The organism is Coleofasciculus sp. G2-EDA-02, assembly GCF_040226375.1.
Classification (GTDB): domain Bacteria; phylum Cyanobacteriota; class Cyanobacteriia; order Cyanobacteriales; family Coleofasciculaceae; genus Coleofasciculus.
Window position 1 is genome coordinate 45,690 of the sequence record NZ_JAVKEW010000179.1, and the last position, 18,100, is coordinate 63,789.

Here is an 18,100-nt window from a genome sequence, read left to right on the forward strand (position 1 = left end):
CGACAAGGTAGGGGCAACCCGCTTAGCCTAATTAACAACACCAGAAACAGGGCGGGTTTATATAAGTTACCAGTTTTTGCTTACATGGTATCGGTAAAACCCGCCCCTACAGACGGTCGGCTCGCCCTCTCCTCAAGCCTTTGTATGAGAACGTTTTTCTTCGGAATTTGATGGAACCCACAATCCGACCGAGAGTTAAAATTTGCTGCATCGGTAGTGTTGACGAAGCCAATCTCGCCATTTGTTATGGCGCTTGTGCCATAGGCTTAGTATCCGAGATGCCCAGTGGATCGGGTATGGTGTCTGAAGGCTTGATTGCCCAAGTCGCCGCTAGGATACCTCCGGGTGTCTGTTCATTTCTACTCACCAGTAAATTTGATACCATCGCGATTATTGCCCAGCAACGACGCTTAGGCGTCAACACGATTCAGATGTGCGATCGCCTGCAATGGGGAAGCCATGATGATTTACGTCAGGCGTTACCAGGAATTGCCATTGTCCAAGCGATTTATGTCACCAGCGAAGCCGCGATCGAGGAAGCGTTGGCAGTTGCACCCCATGTTTCAGCATTGCTCCTCGATTCGGGGAATCCCATGTTACCAGAGAAAGAACTGGGCAGAACCGGGCGAGTTCATGATTGGACAATTAGCCGACGCATTCGGGAGTTAGTCAACGTGCCAGTTTTCCTCGCGGGTGGACTGACTCCGGAGAATGTCAAAGATGCGATTCAAGCGGTTAAACCCTTTGGTGTGGATGTTTGTAATGGGGTTCGCACGAATGGCAAATTAGATGAGGGTAAGCTTGCTGAGTTCTTCAATCAAGTTAACAAAAGTTTCAGAACTTAGTAACTGAGGCAAAGGAAACTCTGGAAGTTAAAATGGATGGCAAAGTTTGGAGCCATTGCTTATGCTGCGTACATTTCGGGCTATCCTGAAGGGCAACTTGCTGGAATGGCAAGAAGAAGTCAATCAGGGGCTTCAGGGCGATTGCCCGGTTCAGGTTCTAGTTACTTTTATCGAGGAAGAATCGCTGATTACAACCCACAGACGTGGGCAACAAATGGCGGCAGTACTAGAACAATTAGCGCAGACACAGGCATTTTCAGGGATCGATCCTTTAGTATGGCAGCGCGAGAGCAGACAGGATCGGGAACGTCCAGGGGAAGTCAATGATGCTACTTGATAGCAACATCATTATTTACGCGACTCGCCCCGAATATGTCTGGTTACGTGAATTCATTGCGGAACATGAACCCGCAGTTTCAGCACTCAGTTATGTTGAAACATTGGGCTATCATCGTTTGACGGAAGTGGAGCGTCAACTTCTTGAGGAATTTTTTGCTGTTTCGTTAGTCTTGCCAATTTCGCAGCCCGTTTTAAATCAAGCTGTAGCACTACGGCAAATGAGACGCATGACAGTAGGAGATGCCATCATTGCAGGAACAGCTTTGACACATAATCTTGTCTTAGTCACACGGAATCTAAATGACTTTCAATGGATTGGGGAGTTACAGTTATTAAATCCTTTTGAGAGGGGAGAACTGTAGACAAGGGAACTCAGTTGATATGATATGTCATCAAATATACCCAGTTTGGATGATCTTGATCCAAAAACCCAGGAATTCTATACAAAAGCTCTGAAAACGCTCCAGGGAGCTGGAATACCCTTTTTGGTGGGTGGTGCCTATGGGTTTGAGCATTACACCGGAATTGCCCGCCATACAAAAGATCTCGACATATTTGTTCGCCGTGGCGATCGCGATCGCGTCTTTGAGGCATTTGCGGCAATAGGTTGGCGTACTGAGCTATCGTTAGCCTATTGGTTGGGAAAGGTTTTCTTGGAAGAGGATTTTATTGACTTTATCTTCAACTCACCCAATGCCAATGATCAGGTTGATCAGATCTGGTTTGAACATGCTGTCGAAGCCGAAATTTTTGGCGTTCCCGTTAAACTCTGCTCACCCGAAGAGATGATTCGATCCAAGGCATTCATCATGGAGCGCCATCGTTGGGATGGTGCAGATGTGGCACATTTGTTTCGCGCTTGTGCGGATCAGCTAAACTGGTCACACTTGCTGGAGCGTTTCGGTTCTCACTGGCGGGTACTCCTAACCCACTTGATTCTCTTTGGCTTTATTTATCCGAGTGAGCGTGAGCGAATTCCGGCTTGGGTGATGCAGGATTTGTTACACCGTTTGCACAAAGAGATGAGTACGACGCCTCCTTCAGATCCCCTTTGTCAAGGTACACTGCTATCTGGAAGTCAATACTTGATTGATGTCGAATGCTGGGGATATCAAGATGCACGGCTTCGCCCTCAAGGTAGCATGACAGCAGCAGAAATAGCCGAGTGGACAGCAGCACTTAAAAAAAATAAATGATGCATTTATACCTTAGTTTATTTGTCAACCCCTATAACTGGACTGGTGTTCATGCTCAACTTTAATAGTTAGTGGTTAATGAGTTTATCTGAAGAAAAACTGCAACGTCAGTACACAATAGTTGATGGTTTGTCCATACACGATCGCAGATCCACAGAGGCGCTACCAGAAGACGCTCCAACTGTGATCCTAATCCATGGACTGGTGGTTTCCAGTCGCTATATGATGCCCACGGCAGAGTTACTCGCACCAGTTGCCCATGTCTACGCGCCCGACTTGCCCGGTTATGGTGAAAGTGATAAGCCAGACTATCTGCTGGAGTTACCTGAATTAGCCGATATCTTATGTAAATGGATGGATGCCGTAGGAATCGAGCGAGCGACAATGCTAGGGAATTCCTTCGGCTGCCAAATTATCGTAGAGTTTGCCATCCGTCACCCTCATCGCATCGAACGGGCAGTGTTGCAGGGACCGACAATGAATCGGCACGCCCGCACATTCGGGCAACAGTTGTGGCAATTGATTCTAGACTCACGTCTTGAAGATCCCTCCCAAGCACCGATTCAAGCTTATGATTACTGGCAGGCTGGTTTGCTGCGGGCTGTTTGTACGATCCAAATTGCCTTAGCAGATCGCATTGAGGCAAAGCTTCCCGACGTGAAAGTCCCCACCCTGGTTGTGCGCGGTGGAGAAGATCCGCTTGTGCCACAGTATTGGGCAGAGGAAGTCGTGGAACTCTTGCCCCAAGGTCAATTAGCTATCATTCCCGGCGGCGGACATACTCTGAATTACAGCGCTCCTGTAGAATTGAGCCGTGTAACGAAAGCGTTCCTAGAGGCAACCCAATAGCAGATGGTGACACAGGAGAGCTAAATGAAAATACCTTTTGACAATCGCATATTAACTTCTATGTTGGCAATGATGGGAATCGCTCCCCCCTACCTTGCCGGCTTTGACTCCGCCTCAGGGATGCTGCGGGCGACGGCGGCTTATTTGCGCGGGGAAGATTTTCCCGGAGTCGGTATTGCCTCACCGATGACAGAACCGCTGCTTGCCCTAGTGAACCAGTTACCCCGTTCTCTCCAGGAATCGATCTACATTCAAGGTAGTGCCGGTGAAGCAATTGCTGCCGATAAGTTAGGGAATGTCAGTGCTGATGCTGTGGCTCAATGGATGGTGAGTGAGTATCCCCAGCGCTCCTACCCAGCCGTTGCGATCGGTTCTTCTTGTGGGGCGCTAGTTCATCTCTATGCAGCTTTGGACATGCCATGGCTACCCCAAACCTTTCTCATCCCAGTAAAGCATCCAGGGATTGATCCAGACGAGCCGAAAAAGATTTTAGAGTGGAGTAAACAACCCGCTAGGAATCTGCTAGAAGCTAATCCTGATCTCAAGTTGTACCAGATGCACGATCCGAGTCAGGATCGACTGACGAGTCAGGGGATGAGCTATTTTCGCGTCAAGCGCTTGCGCCTGGGTAAAACTTACGAGCGCTTTTTGGAGAATTCGTTACCCAGAGGCGGGACAATCTTTCTCGTCGAATGCCAGCGTACCTACCCCACCACTCAGGTTAGCGATCGCCACATTTTCCAGTTTGGCGCCTTAGGCGGTGCAACAGCAGAGGAATTCCTCCATGGTGGCGAACGAGTTGCCCAGTTTTTGGAGAAATACCAGTCACCCCGACGAAAATGGGACTCACCTACCCCAGATCGCGATGATCGCCCGGAGGCGGAGTGGGGCTTTGAGCCAAGTTTGCGTGAGGATGTGGAGCGTTTTGCCCGTCAGCGAGGGTATCGGGTGCGGCGGATCACTTTTCAGGAACCGGAGGATATGAGTCCCTTTGTGGCTGAGTTTTATCGGTGGTGGTACAAGCAGCGTCAGATTGTTTCTAATCGGTTATTAGTCGAATCCTTTATCCTGCAAGAACCTTTTTGGACTTTGCGAACAGGTTCAGTACCGTTTTGGATGAAGTTTAATACAGAAGTGTCTTTCAATTGGTTGAACCAATATTTAGACAGTACAGACGCTTATGATGAGATCTACATGATGCTCTTTTCTCATGGAACCGATTCCATCGGTTTGTCTTCGATTGAGGATTGGCGTACTGTTCTCAACCGCGCCCGTTTGCGGGGTGAGTTTGTTGGCGTGGATGAGGACAAATACCCTAGAGATTTTGCCACATTTATGCACTATTACACCGATTTACCCAAGACGATTCGGGTACGTTATCCACTCCCTGAACCTCTACCCCTAGAGAAACTGGATCAATTTATTGGTGAAAGGGGCGATGAGTTTCCCGTGCATTGGAGTGATGATGTGTTAGGCGATGTTCAGGAGGGAGAGGAAACCGTTCATAGTTTGTAGTAAGGGCTTTAGCCCTTATTCTATTGAGAACGCGATCGCTTATCAGGATCAACCAACCCATCGTGCGATCGCGCTTAATCACCCAAGCACAGAAGTGATCAAAAACAAACTCTCTGTTAATATAGTACAAAAGTTCTAATCTGAAATCTACAGATCGAGTACAGGCAGAGAAAATCAGATAGATAAATTGCCTCAAAATAAACAATGACGCATAGCCAGGTAATTTGTAGGGGCGGGTTTTACCATTATCTGGTATTGAGAGTCCTAAGTAAATAAACCCGCCCTGACTATCAGTGTTCTTGATAAAACTCCACTATCAAAAATTCCCCTAGAATTTTTGGATAAAAGACTCCAATAGTTCTTTCACCTCAACCACACCACTAACCAAACGGTCATAATCTGTAGCACTCAGCAATTCCAACTCATAACACAGCAGCAGATAATACTCCACCTCAATCGCCGCATCCCGCGCCAGCCGCAGGAAGCTGAGTCTGTCCTCCGCCTCCTCGCGATCGCACCCCTGAGCAATTTTAATCGGAATTGCCGCACAAGCCAGACGAATCTGTTGAGTTAATCCCAGTAATTCCTCTTCTGGAAACCCTTTAGTCACCTGATAAACATCAACCGTTAACTCATGGGCTTTGTTCCATTCTTTCAATTTTCGGAAATCCGTCATCCTTCAAATTCTCCTTTCCTAATCAATTGGCTAAATTGTTCATCATTCATAGCCAAAAAACCATGAACAATGAACAATCAACCAGTTTACGGCACCTGTAACCCCACCAAGTTATTCTCTGGGATATAACTACGGAAAATGCCATTATCAGCAGAAACCATCACCAACTGTAGCAGATAATCCGGTTCAACATGCAAATCTGCCCAGGGTACAGCCACCTCTAAACATTGCTTAAACGCAACTTGGGCGCGACTGGTGCGGGGATGCCATTGATAATAGTCTGCGGCTTCTTCTAACCAAGTCGAACCGGTTAACAGATTAATCCCTAAGTGGTGGTGAAACAAATAGTTCACCGGGGCAGTATCAGGAACCTCGGCTAAAGGTGCTGGACTATTGTTAACCGTTCGATTCGGATAAAACCATAATAAATGCAATTCCGGAGGAATATCCTGACCAATTTTAATCCCTGCCTGGAAATCCAATCGCAGGTAAAAATTCAGGTGATCCAAACCATACCATAACCGCTGAATCACACTGCTGCGGTGCATCGTCCCCCGTGCGCCACCAACTTCTATGCGACCTGCTTTATCCCAATCTTGCTCATCTCCAAAGCCATCAATCACCGGATGAATAAACGTTTCCGGTCGGTGATCGCCTTTCGATTCGTAGGTGTCTAGGGGTTGCTTAAGACTGGCAGGAATCGGTTCATTTAATGCCTCATAAATCCCACTCAAATGTTCTCGGAATAACTGATCAAAAATAGCATCTTGGTTCGATGAATGACCCTCGCCAAACCACCAAAACCAATCAGATCCTTCAGCCGCATATAAAGCTTCCCAGACTTCAGGATTGTTTTCCGGTGTAGCTTCGGGATGATTGGCTAAAGTCTGCCGCGCTTGGGTAAGTAAATCCCACGCCCGATTCTTAACTGGATCACCAATCCAAGTGCTAAAACTACCATCTACCCATGATCCACTATGGAGTCGATCTGCTGGAAGTGTGGCGGTGGGGGGAAACTGATCCAGAAATTCCGACACCGTGACCAATTTTATCTGAGGATGCGCCGAGAGTTTTTCATACAGCGAGGTGAGGAAAGGAATCCCATCTTTTTGGTAAAATTCCCAACAATTCTCCCCATCCAAAGCAATCGTTACTAGCCAAGGTTGATCTAACCCCGTCTCTCCCTGCTGCTGATGGCGGCGGATGGAACGAGAAATGGCTTCTAAGTGACTGACAAAATCCGTTGACGCCTGATTGGGTTCCATTGACCCATAAGTAAAGCCAATTAAATCAGATAAGCGGTGATCGCGAAAGACAACTGCCAAGTTCCCCTGGGGTGTCTCTAAGCGATAGGGGCGATATAACAATGTGGGTTCCATTAGGGTTCCCGCTTCATCCCGGTGGAAAAAGTGCTGCACTGTCCACCCCAACACCGCCTCATCGGAACAAATCCACTCAAATCCCGCCTCAGCAATATAGGGTAGAATCACTGGACTCACCGACTGTTCTGAGGGCCACAACCCCCGTGGTGTCCGCCCAAATCGTTCTTCATACATCTGCCACGCTTTTTCCAGGTGGCGGGGAATATCTTCCTCCCACCGGAAGTGCTGTAGGGGTAATGTCATCTCCGGAATCGCTACCCGCCCGGAATGGGTATCGGCGAGTAAGGGTAAAATCGGGTGAGTATAAGGGGTTGTTGTCACCTCTAGCTGACCCGCCTCTTGCATTTTGCGATGCTGAGGAATAATCCGCTTGAGGATATCTCGTTGTTTAGAATAAATCCGCTGGCGATCGCTTAATGTAAAGTTTCGTCCTTTCTCTAACCAAGCCGCAATTTCTGGGTCATCCCAGAATATCGGGTCAATCCACGCCAAGTTGTGCCATGCTAGTAAATCGCTGTAATCCTGATGCGTCCAATGATCCACACACCAGATTTTCCCATGTTCTTGCCGCATCTGGTATAACTCGGCATATCGAGGATGGGGGTCAATCAAGGTACGGTGATTGGCATCAAAAAAATGCTCAACGATAAACTGTCGTTGATCAGGCTTGAGTTGCTCACTCGGCGTCAGGGCTAACTCCAGATAGGGGTCAAAGGCTGTCCCCGCCATATAATCTTCTAACTGCAAAATTAGCGACGGCACCAAGTTGACCGTCTGGTGTAACTTGGGATAGCGCTCTAACAATAGCACTAAATCCAGATAATCTTTCGTCCCATGTAGCCGCACCCAAGGGAGGCGATATCGTCCATTTGACCCGGACAGGTTGTTGCGACTTTTATAGAGGGGTTGATGCTGATGCCAGATAAAGGCGACGTACAATGGATGGCTCATCGCTAATAGTAAACGTTAAGGGTATCGAGTTGATATGTGAACAAAGGAATTCTCTCCCTTTATAACTCCTAACCCTTAACGCTCAACTAAAAACGAAGAATAATTACCGAAGTCGGGGGAGCGCTCGCCAAACAATCGCCGTGTCAGGCGTCAGTTGAACGGATCATGCTCAATTGCATCGAGCGTCAAAGTCAAGGACATCACAGATAGCTCTAAAATCGCTATCTACTACTGGATTACCTTTGAGGAACCAGATTTTATACATCTGTGTAAAGACTAGGGTATGATTACCGCATGACTAAAGTAACGCGGACGATAAGGGTTTTCTTGTTGTCTGGAGCTACACAGGGATGCTGCTGTAATGGCTGACGCTCGTTACCTCGCTAACGCTGCGCTAACATCTGCTACAGAGAATGGGCTGCTTGGCAAAGCCCCTAACTTGATGAACTACTCGCTCCTTTTAGGAGCGAGTAACTAGATGCAAGAATCTCCCGCATTTATGCGTGGGGAGTGTCAAATGACTTGTTCAACTTCCACAACTTCCGGGATAAATTCCCGTAAGCGGCGCTCAATCCCCATTTTCAGGGTCATGGCAGAACTGGGACAAGACCCACAAGCGCCTTGTAGCCGAAGCTTCACAATCGGACCGTCGATTTCAACTAAATCAACGTTACCGCCATCCGCCATCAGGTAAGGACGCAATTCATCGAGGACGGCTTCGACGTTTTCCGAGGTTAATGCCAAGGGGGGAGATAGTGTTTGAGACATAGTTCACCTAGTTTGACAGCACAACTACGTTAATCCTAGCGTCCTTTGGCAAAGTAGAGACGTAGCCTGCTACATCTGGAACAATAGAAGCATAGATTTGGCAGGAGTGGGGAGAGGATGAGTGATGAAACGGTTAGCGGGTAGATTGAAGAAAAGGGAAGTGAAACAACTATGGTGACGCTGCAATTGAGACAAATTAGTGTACCGCCGGGACATCGGGTGCTGTTTGATGAGGTGGGTTGGTCAGAATTTGAAGCGATTTTAGCGGAATTGGGAGAGCATCGCGCTAGTCGAATTGCTTATTTTGATCACACCTTGGAGATTAGGATGCCTTTACCGGAACATGAAAAAGCTAAGGTTATTATTGGAGATTTATTAAAAATTTTACTGGATGAATTAGAAATTGATTGGGAACCGTTCGGATCAACGACGTTTAAACGGCAAGATATGATGGCTGGAATTGAACCGGATGATTGTTTTTATATCCAAAATGCGGCTCAGATGATTGGGCTAGAAAGTCTGGATTTAATGGTACATCCACCTCCTGATTTGGCGATAGAAATAGATGTTACGTCTAAGACTCAGTTGAGTGCTTATGAGGTGTTAGGGGTGCCAGAAATTTGGCGCTATAAGAATCGCCGATTGCAGGTTTATGTGTTGCAGTCGGGAAAGTATGTCGAGTCGGCGACGAGTCCGACGTTTCCTGGTTTTCCAGTAATTGAGGGGACTTCTCAGTTTTTAGAGATGGCGCGACTATCGGGAACGAGTCAGGCGTTAAGGGCGTTTCGGCGATGGGTGAGGGAAAGGGGGAATTAGTAAATGATTCATCAATAGATTGAGACTCTATGATGGGCAAAAGCCTGATTTTTTCCTCCCGAAGAGCTAGTATAAACACAAGTAAGAAGCGTCTATACGCCCAATTCAAGGGTATCCTACAATACTCTCAGTCCGTGCGAGACACCATCACGGGTTCTTGATAGAGGGGTACGGTAAATGTCACGGTTGAGCCTAAGTTTTCTCCCATGCTGAAGAAATGTACGACACCGCCCATGGTTTCCACCAGCTTTTGGGAAATCGCTAACCCTAACCCGGTTCCCCCATAAGGACGATTGAGTCCACCATGTACCTGGCTGAAGGATTGGAAGAGTTTGTCTTGCTTATCCAAGGAAACGCCAATCCCAGTATCAGCTACCCGCACCTTCACATGTCCAGGAAACTCCTGTCCTTGAAAATGGGCTTTCTTGCGGATGACTTCGGCGCTGATGGTAATTCCCCCTTCATCGGTAAATTTAATCGCATTCCCCACCAGGTTTAACATTACCTGTAGCAGCCGTTGATAGTTCCCATACATGACAATGCCATCATAAACGGCGGGAATTTCCAGGGTGAAGCTCAAACCCTTGTGATGGGCTTGCTGCGCGGTAAAATCATAGACCTTATTGAATAGATACTCTAACTCAACTGGACTAAACTCCAGTTCCATCTTTCCGGCTTCAATCTTGGCAATATCTAAGATATCGTTGATGATGTTGAGCAGGTGTAAGGCGCTATTATGGGCTTCCTGGATAAACTCCCGCTGTTCTTCGGGGTCATCCGCCATCCCTTCGAGAATCAGCTTGAGAAAGCCAATCATCCCATTTAAAGGCGTCCGCAATTCGTGAGATGTACTCGCCAGAAATTCACTTTTGAGGCGGGATACTTCTTCAGCTTGCTCTCTTGCCAGTTCCAGTTCTTTATAGAGCGTACCATGAGCGATCGCGGTTCCCACTTGTTCAGCCAACTCCCGCACCAGCTCAATTTCTGCATCACTCCACGGACGGTGGCGATCGCATTGTTGTAAACTAATTAATCCATTGGGTTCGTCTTTATAAGACGTGGAAACCACTAGCAGGGATTTTTCCTGAAACCGACTGGGGAGGACTTGGTCAACCACCACAGGTTCGGAACTCCACAAGGCTTGTTTGAGTATTAGTTCCGACTCCAGTTCCAGCGTCATCCCCAGCATTTCATCCAGTGAATCTTGGCGATACTCGGCTTCCACCTTGACATCCGTGAAGTCGGGTCTATAGGAGCAGATAATACAGCGACTGACTTGCAGGGCTTTCCCCAGACTATCTACCGTTTGTTGCCAGATTGTATCTAAATCTAACGTCCGGCGAATCCGGCGGGCAATTTGAGTGAGCAGTTTTTGATTGGGATCGACACTTAACGGAACCAGCGAATCAATAACTTTTTGTACCGAACCTTCGGGTAACAGATGACCCATCACCAAAACCTGAGTCACCTGACCGTCGGATTGTAAAATTGGGCTGATCACCAGTTCAAAAGGAAAAACGTGATCACCATAGCAGAAGTCGTGGATGCAGCGTTCTGGGGTGCGGTTGTCTAGAATCCGCTGGATTCGATCCCGATAAGCATCTAGAGCAATGGGATGAAACGTTTCGTTGAGGGGAACCCCAATCACCTGCTCTTGGCTTAAATCATACTGCTGGGCTTGTCGCCAATAAAAGGAGTGATACTGACCTGACGCATCTTGGCTACACATCAGGTCAAAATCTAGCCCCTGCAAAAAGCTTGACGAGCCTTGTGCAGTAGTAGATTGCATAGTGGTATACCCAAATCGAGGATGGTGGAAATCAGCAGGAGCAATCATCTACAAGAAACCTGAAAACTACAAGCAGCGAAAGGATTAGCGCTCGCACCAAGACGTAAATGCAACCCCCTAACGCCTTGGAGCCTCAGGCGAAAGAATAAAGCGATAGACCTTTTGGCTCTCAATCATTCCATTCGCCTCGTGGCGGTACTGGTGGATTTCGTCTCAAAGTGCGGGTTAGCTCATCGTCCCGATCGCGCTCTCCTCTTAGCCACTGACGAATGGCTGTTTCTATCACCTTAGACGGATCGTTGGTTAAGTGTTTGATTTGGTCTAACAGTTGAGCATCCATAAGGATAGATATTTCTTCTTTGTCCGTTGAATGCTCTCTTCGGACGGCATGATCATTCATGTTCAGCGCTTTTGTGTTCCCCTACATTCATTTTACGACAACTTGCTCTGTTGCCACCTAGAATTGGTGACTCGCTCCGCCTGAAAAAGTTCTCTAGAGTTAGAGTATCAGGAGTATTATCCCCATTTTGGGCAGAAACATTACAATACATTAAGACCCATCCTTGCCTGTTGCCGATTTTTTTGTCACCCGATAATCTCTATGACTGATGTTCCTGTCTCTCGCATTCGCAATTTTTCCATCATTGCCCATATTGATCATGGTAAATCCACTTTAGCCGATCGCCTCTTACAGACAACAGGTACAGTGAGCGATCGCCAAATGAAGGAACAGTTCCTGGACAACATGGAATTGGAACGGGAGCGCGGGATTACCATTAAACTACAAGCTGCTCGCATGAACTATCGGGCGCAAGATGGTGAGCAATACGTTCTCAATTTAATTGACACCCCAGGACATGTGGATTTCTCTTATGAGGTTTCGCGATCGCTTGTCGCCTGCGAGGGCGCATTGCTCGTGGTAGACGCCTCCCAGGGCGTTGAAGCTCAAACTCTGGCAAATGTTTATTTAGCCTTAGAGCATGACCTAGAAATTATTCCCGTTCTTAATAAAATAGACCTCCCTGGTGCCGAACCGGAACGAGTGATCTCAGAGATCGAAGAGATCATCGGTCTCGATTGTAGCGGAGCCATCCTGGCATCGGCAAAGGAGGGGATTGGTATCAATGAGATTTTAGAATCCATCGTGCATCTGGTTCCTCCTCCCCAGGATACGATGCAGCAGCCCCTGCGAGCCTTGATTTTTGATAGCTACTATGACCCCTACCGAGGCGTCATTGTCTATTTCCGGGTAATGGATGGTACAGTCAAAACCGGGGACAAAGTTCGCCTGATGGCATCCAAACAAGAATACGAAATTGATGAACTGGGCGTGCTATCACCGACTCAAATCCAGGTTGATCAACTGCACGCCGGAGAAGTAGGATACATAGCGGCGGCGATTAAAACGGTAGAAGATGCCCGTGTCGGCGATACAATTACCCTAGCCGCAGAACCCGCCGATAGCGCCTTACCCGGTTACAAGGAAGCTAAACCCATGGTGTTCTGTGGTTTATTCCCCACCGACGCCGATCAGTACGAAGATTTACGAGAAGCCCTCAACCGTCTCAAGCTCAATGATTCTGCCCTAAATTATGAACCGGAAACCTCTAGCGCCATGGGGTTTGGTTTCCGCTGTGGTTTCTTGGGCTTATTGCACATGGAAATTGTCCAGGAGCGATTAGAACGGGAATATGATTTAGATTTAATCATTACCGCCCCGTCTGTAGTCTATCGAGTGACGACGATGGATGGGGAGGTTCGGGAAATTGACAACCCCAGCTTACTCCCTCCACCCCAGCAGCGGGAGAAAATTGAAGAACCTTATGTTCGCATCGAAATGATTACCCCAGAAACCTATGTGGGTACGCTGATGGAACTTTGCCAAACTCGGCGGGGTGAGTTTAAAGATATGCGGTATTTAACCCAAGGGCGAACCACCTTGGTGTATGAATTGCCTCTGGCGGAAGTTGTCACCGACTTTTTCGATCAACTCAAGTCGCGATCGCGCGGCTATGCCAGTATGGAATATCACCTCATTGGGTATCGAGAAAACACTCTCGTCCGCCTCGATGTGTTAATTAATGGTGATCCAGTTGATTCCCTGGCAATGATTGTCCACCGTGATAAAGCGTACAACGTCGGTCGGGCGTTAGTCGAAAAACTCAGGGAACTGATTCCCCGTCACCAATTCAAAATTCCCCTGCAAGCCTCGATTGGTAGTCGTGTGATTGCTAGTGAACATATTCCAGCACTGCGGAAAGACGTACTGGCTAAATGTTACGGAGGAGATATTAGCCGCAAGAAAAAATTGTTGCAGAAGCAGGCAAAAGGGAAAAAGCGAATGAAATCCTTAGGGACAGTTGATGTGCCTCAGGAAGCATTTATGGCAGTATTGCGTCTTGACCCCCAGTAGGGGAAGCAATGTTCCAGAGGTGTCATGGCATCTCTGGATACAGGGGGAGAAAAAACACTTACTTTTCCACGGATATACACATAAAAATCAATTTGTCAACTTTTGGGCGCTGAATTAGTGTTCTAAAACACCGATTCACGGGACTTTAAGTGTCGGATATGAAAATGTAGCAGCCGTTATTTGGTTCAACGTTATTTAATCCCTCTGCTGAAAGATTAATCGAAAGGTACCAATCAGGCTATTCAGCTAACAGTTCTATTGCCTAAGGGATGAAGGAATTAAGCAATTTTAAGTATGGCGATGACTTGCCAGTGTGGGTTTAAATGTAACATGGTAGAGCTGAATCAATTTACTCAAAGTAGCCCACAAGGTCGTTCTATCCTAAAAAACCTATGAGAATTCTAGTTACAGGTGGTGCTGGTTTTATTGGCTCCCATCTCGTTGATCGGTTAATGGAAGCTGGTCATGAAGTTCTTTGTTTAGATAACTTCTATACTGGCACCAAGCGCAATATAGTTAAATGGCTGGATAATCCCTACTTTGAGCTGATCCGCCACGATATTACGGAACCGATTCGACTAGAGGTTGACCAAATTTACCATCTGGCTTGTCCCGCTTCACCAATACACTATCAGTACAATCCTGTCAAGACCATTAAAACCAATGTCATGGGCACCCTCTATATGTTGGGGTTAGCCAAGCGGGTAGGGGCGAGATTTTTATTAGCTTCAACCTCGGAAGTGTATGGTGATCCGGAAGTCCATCCTCAAACGGAAGAATACCGAGGAAATGTTAATCCAATTGGACCTCGCAGTTGTTACGACGCTGAGACTGAGATTTTAACGGAAAATGGCTGGGTTCCTTTTCCCGAATTACAGCCAGGGGTGCGAGTAGCGACTCTCAATCCCGATAATCAAGTCGAGTATCACGTCCCGGATGAGTATATTGTGCAGCCTTACGTGGGCAATTTGCTCCGGTTTGCCAATGGGAAGTTCGATCTGTGTGTAACGCCAAATCACTGGATGTATGTACGCAGCCAAACCGGAAAATTGCAATTTATGCGTGCGGATGAAGACCGACATTGGCATTCTTGGCGTGTCCCTACCGGGGGTGAGTTTCATGGAGCAGAGTCAGAATGGTTTGAACTCTTAACTCCGCCGGAAAATGCCAAGGTGAGAGTCGAGCGAATTTCCATGGATGATTGGTTGGAATTCCTCGGTTACTATATTTCTGAAGGCTGCGTTCATGTCCGACGACGAGGGCGAGTTGTCGGTGGACGTGACTATGAGGTGGCTGACTATAACATCCTGATTGCCCAAGAAAATCCAGAAGGTCGAGCCAAAATCACCCACTGTTTAAACAACCTCGGCTTTAAGTTTTTCTCATCAGATGACCACCAATTTCGGATTTGTAGTAAACAACTGGCGGAGATTTTACTTCCTCTGGGTAAGTCGGGTGAGAAATATATTCCGCGCCAGTTTTTATCGTTATCTAAGCGTCAGTCGCTGATTTTGTTTAAGGCGTTAATCATGGGAGATGGTTCCCAACGTGGGGATGGATTTGTTTATTACACGAAATCAAAACAACTGGCTGATGATGTCCAAGAGTTAGCCATGCGTTGCGGTTATGCGGCGTCAGTTGTGTCTCATGCTGTGGGTCGTGATTTATATCGGGTGAATATTCGACCGATAAAAGACGCTCATTTAGTCACCCCAGAGCCATTTCGATATGCTGGCAATGTTTACTGCGTTAATGTGCACAATCATGTGGTGTGTGTGCGTCGCCATGGACGAGTTGCGTTTTGCGGCAACTGTTATGACGAAGGGAAGCGAGTGGCGGAAACACTGGCGTTTGATTACCATCTGCAAAATGGTGTGGAAATTCGGGTGGCTCGCATTTTTAATACCTACGGATCTCGGATGCTGGAAAATGATGGGCGCGTCGTGAGTAATTTTATCGTGCAAGCTTTAAAGGGTGAATCCCTAACGGTGTATGGAAAGGGTTCACAAACTCGCAGTTTCTGCTATGTTTCGGATTTGGTTGAAGGATTAATTCGGTTGATGAATAATGATCATACCGGACCGATTAATCTGGGGAATCCGGATGAGTATACGATTTTACAACTGGCTCAAGCGGTTCAACAAATGGTCAATCCGGATACAGAAATTATATTTAAAGAGCTACCGCAAGATGACCCGCAACGTCGCCGTCCGGATATTACCAAAGCCAAGACTTTACTGGGTTGGCAACCGACTATACCTTTACAGGAGGGGTTGAAAACGACTGTTAAGGATTTCCGCGATCGCTTAACGACTTAAGGGTATTCCCTGGTTTCGAGCTAAGCGATTACAGTATTAAGTCAGGGGGCTTACCAGCAAACGAATCAATCAGCTAGATAGCCCTGATTCCTACCATCTACCAGAGAGGATCAGCTCATGCGCGTTTGTGTTATCGGTACTGGATATGTCGGCTTAGTAACCGGAGTTTGCTTAGCCCATATCGGACACCATGTTATCTGCGTGGATAACAATGAAGAAAAAGTCAAATTGATGAAATCAGGACAGTCGCCAATCTATGAGCCGGGACTATCCGAGCTGATGCAAGCTTGCAGTAAAGCTGGCAGTTTGGAGTTTACCTCAGATTTAGCGGCGGGTGTCGCTCATGGCGAAATTCTGTTTATTGCGGTGGGAACACCAGCTTTACCAAATGGTGAAAGTGATACTCGTTATGTGGAAGCGGTAGCCCGTGGTATTGGTACTCACCTCAATGGTGGATACAAGGTGATTGTGAATAAGTCAACAGTGCCCATTGGATCTGGGGATTGGGTACGAATGATTGTACTTGATGGTGTCGCCGATCATACAACGTCAGACTCCAGCGTTGAGTTTGATGTGGTGAGTAATCCAGAGTTTTTGCGGGAAGGGTCAGCGATTTATGATACCTTTAACCCCGATCGCATCGTGTTGGGAAGCAATAGCGATCGCGCCATTGCCATGATGAAAGAACTCTACGCTCCTATCGTTGAGCGTCAACCAGCAGAAGATAACTCCCTACCGCCTGTCCCTGTGGTGGTGACGGATTTGAGTTCGGCGGAGATGGTAAAATATGCCTCCAATTCCTTTTTAGCCACGAAAATTAGCTTCATTAACGAAATCGCCAATATCTGCGATCGCGTGGGCGCGGATGTGACTCAAGTCGCCAAAGGGATTGGTTTAGATACTCGCATTGGTGGTAAATTCCTGCAAGCTGGGATTGGTTGGGGCGGTTCCTGTTTTCCTAAGGATGTCTCCGCGTTGATTCATACCGCTGATGACTATGGGTTCGATGCTCAGCTATTGAAAGCGGCGGTTAGTGTTAATGAGCGTCAGCGCTTAATTGCTGTGGAAAAACTCCAGCAAGAACTCAAAATCCTCAAAGGTAAAACGGTGGGACTTCTGGGATTGACCTTTAAGCCGGATACTGATGATATGCGAGATGCTCCTGCGCTGATTCTGATTGAAAATCTCAATCGGTTGGGAGCAAAAGTCAAAGCCTATGACCCCATTATTTCCTCAAGTGGTATGAGTCACGGTTTATCTGGTGTGCAGGTGGAAGGTGATCCTGATCGCTTGGCTGATGGCTGTGACGCCTTGGTATTAGTCACCGACTGGGAACAATTCCAGACTCTGGATTATGGCAAGATGGCAAAGCTGATGCATAATGCTGTACTCATTGATGGTCGTAACTTTCTCGATCCTAAAGTGCTAGAAGGCGCAGGGTTCCGCTATGTCGGAATCGGGCGGTGAACTACCCCACACCGAACTCGCTTGATCGGGTTCGGTGTGGACTTTGTTCTTGCTTCGTGTCTTTCCGGGGCGGGTTTTACTATGACCGTTTTTTCCCGCCCTCATATTAATAAACCGACTCCAACCAAAGTTTTGACCCAACGCCCTTACAAGTGGAACCTAGGGCGTGAATTCACTCAGAATTAACTGAACTCTACTCCTGTATGCCTCATATCTATTATCCTTTCACCAGCGAATATTTGGAATAGTGAATCGATGCTTTAGCCCCAGGGGTTTTCCAGGTTTTGAAGCGCTACACTCTGTACCCCCTTGGCAAATTTCTTGAATATGTTAAAACTGAGAAGTTAAGGCGTGGTTGTAGATTAATGCTCAATTGCAGCTCCAATGGCTTAAGGGTTCTGGAGCCTCTGTCAAACTACGCATTAAACTAGATATGGACTAACTTCTCTTGAGCGGATCTAAAAATTATTCAGGGATGCAATTTTCGCTCTAAGAGCAAACAATCTGTGAAACTATGGTCTAGGAAATGAGTACCCATTCTCTTAAGTCAAAGTATCTCCATCTGTCATCGTGTTGCACAAGCCAACACAGCTAGCTGATTGAACCTTTGATCAAAGGGGATTGACTGAGGCGCGATCGCTGTTTCGGCAACGAGCGAAGCCATAGTAACTCAACGGTTTCGGCAATCCATGCCTGTACCTTTGGGTAAACTTAGCTTAGGACGGATTTAGGCTTTGCCTTACCGTTTTATTTAGAGCTAAACGTTTCTGTGGCTT

The 18,100-nt window shown here is 47.2% G+C and carries 14 protein-coding genes and 3 pseudogenes; 12 read left to right on the plus strand and 5 right to left on the minus strand.

Translation table 11 applies throughout. The annotated features are described in order from the left end of the window. Window positions 1-170 precede the first annotated feature (170 nt). From RLO19_RS21505 to RLO19_RS21530, 6 genes are all read left to right on the plus strand, one after another. The gene (locus RLO19_RS21505; protein WP_446359469.1) at window positions 171-845 is read left to right on the plus strand and encodes a phosphoribosylanthranilate isomerase; all 675 of its coding nucleotides are present in this window, start codon (window positions 171-173) and stop codon (window positions 843-845) included. Window positions 846-906: 61 nt separating this feature from the next. After that, a complete protein-coding gene (locus RLO19_RS21510) occupies window positions 907-1,182 on the plus strand; it encodes a hypothetical protein (RefSeq protein ID WP_446359470.1) in 276 nt (91 codons plus the stop codon). Further along, window positions 1,172-1,546: a type II toxin-antitoxin system VapC family toxin gene (locus RLO19_RS21515; protein WP_446359499.1), complete on the plus strand. Its 375-nt coding sequence runs from the start codon at window positions 1,172-1,174 to the stop codon at window positions 1,544-1,546. The genes RLO19_RS21510 and RLO19_RS21515 overlap by 11 nt, the downstream gene beginning before the upstream one ends. 24 nt (window positions 1,547-1,570) lie before the next feature. Beyond that, entirely contained in the window at window positions 1,571-2,380 is an 810-nt protein-coding gene (locus RLO19_RS21520; protein ID WP_446359471.1) for a nucleotidyltransferase, read from the plus strand. A gap of 78 nt (window positions 2,381-2,458) precedes the next feature. Next, window positions 2,459-3,229, plus strand: a complete 771-nt coding sequence (locus RLO19_RS21525) for an alpha/beta fold hydrolase (protein WP_446359472.1) — start codon at window positions 2,459-2,461, stop codon at window positions 3,227-3,229. A 24-nt stretch (window positions 3,230-3,253) separates the two neighbouring features. Further along, window positions 3,254-4,744, plus strand: coding sequence for a hypothetical protein (locus tag RLO19_RS21530; RefSeq protein WP_446359473.1), 1,491 nt, complete (start codon window positions 3,254-3,256; stop codon window positions 4,742-4,744). Window positions 4,745-5,072: 328 nt separating this feature from the next. Here the strand turns inward: RLO19_RS21530 and RLO19_RS21535 are convergent, their stop codons facing one another. From RLO19_RS21535 to RLO19_RS21545, 3 genes are all read right to left on the minus strand, one after another. Beyond that, complete coding sequence (locus RLO19_RS21535; protein WP_446359474.1) at window positions 5,073-5,420, minus strand: four helix bundle protein; 348 nt, start codon at window positions 5,418-5,420, stop codon at window positions 5,073-5,075. Between the two features lie 86 nt (window positions 5,421-5,506). Continuing rightward, window positions 5,507-7,753: a glycoside hydrolase gene (locus RLO19_RS21540; RefSeq protein WP_446359475.1), complete on the minus strand. Its 2,247-nt coding sequence runs from the start codon at window positions 7,751-7,753 to the stop codon at window positions 5,507-5,509. Between the two features lie 513 nt (window positions 7,754-8,266). Then, window positions 8,267-8,521 carry a NifU family protein gene (locus RLO19_RS21545; RefSeq protein WP_446339354.1) on the minus strand — a complete coding sequence of 85 codons (255 nt, stop codon included), beginning with the start codon at window positions 8,519-8,521 and terminating at the stop codon, window positions 8,267-8,269. Window positions 8,522-8,692: 171 nt separating this feature from the next. Here RLO19_RS21545 and RLO19_RS21550 point away from each other — a divergent pair, with 171 nt between their 5' ends. Further along, a complete protein-coding gene (locus RLO19_RS21550) occupies window positions 8,693-9,337 on the plus strand; it encodes a Uma2 family endonuclease (RefSeq protein WP_446359476.1) in 645 nt (214 codons plus the stop codon). A gap of 127 nt (window positions 9,338-9,464) precedes the next feature. Here RLO19_RS21550 and RLO19_RS21555 read toward each other — a convergent pair whose 3' ends face one another. Both RLO19_RS21555 and RLO19_RS21560 read right to left on the minus strand, forming a co-directional pair. Continuing rightward, window positions 9,465-11,174: an ATP-binding protein gene (locus RLO19_RS21555; protein WP_446359477.1), complete on the minus strand. Its 1,710-nt coding sequence runs from the start codon at window positions 11,172-11,174 to the stop codon at window positions 9,465-9,467. Between the two features lie 121 nt (window positions 11,175-11,295). After that, window positions 11,296-11,526: a hypothetical protein gene (locus RLO19_RS21560; RefSeq protein ID WP_446339352.1), complete on the minus strand. Its 231-nt coding sequence runs from the start codon at window positions 11,524-11,526 to the stop codon at window positions 11,296-11,298. A gap of 201 nt (window positions 11,527-11,727) precedes the next feature. Between RLO19_RS21560 and lepA the strand changes: the two genes are divergently transcribed. From lepA to RLO19_RS21585, 5 genes and pseudogenes are all read left to right on the plus strand, one after another. Further along, entirely contained in the window at window positions 11,728-13,539 is a 1,812-nt protein-coding gene (lepA, locus tag RLO19_RS21565) for a translation elongation factor 4 (protein WP_446359478.1), read from the plus strand. Between the two features lie 392 nt (window positions 13,540-13,931). Further along, window positions 13,932-14,367, plus strand: a pseudogene (locus RLO19_RS21570) (GDP-mannose 4,6-dehydratase); the annotation flags it as partial. Window positions 14,368-14,732: 365 nt separating this feature from the next. After that, window positions 14,733-15,212 (plus strand): annotated as a pseudogene (locus RLO19_RS21575) (LAGLIDADG family homing endonuclease); the annotation flags it as partial. 33 nt (window positions 15,213-15,245) lie between these two features. Next, window positions 15,246-15,857 (plus strand): annotated as a pseudogene (locus tag RLO19_RS21580) (GDP-mannose 4,6-dehydratase); the annotation flags it as partial. A gap of 117 nt (window positions 15,858-15,974) precedes the next feature. Then, the gene (locus tag RLO19_RS21585; protein WP_446359479.1) at window positions 15,975-17,324 is read left to right on the plus strand and encodes a UDP-glucose dehydrogenase family protein; all 1,350 of its coding nucleotides are present in this window, start codon (window positions 15,975-15,977) and stop codon (window positions 17,322-17,324) included. Window positions 17,325-18,100: the final 776 nt, after the last annotated feature.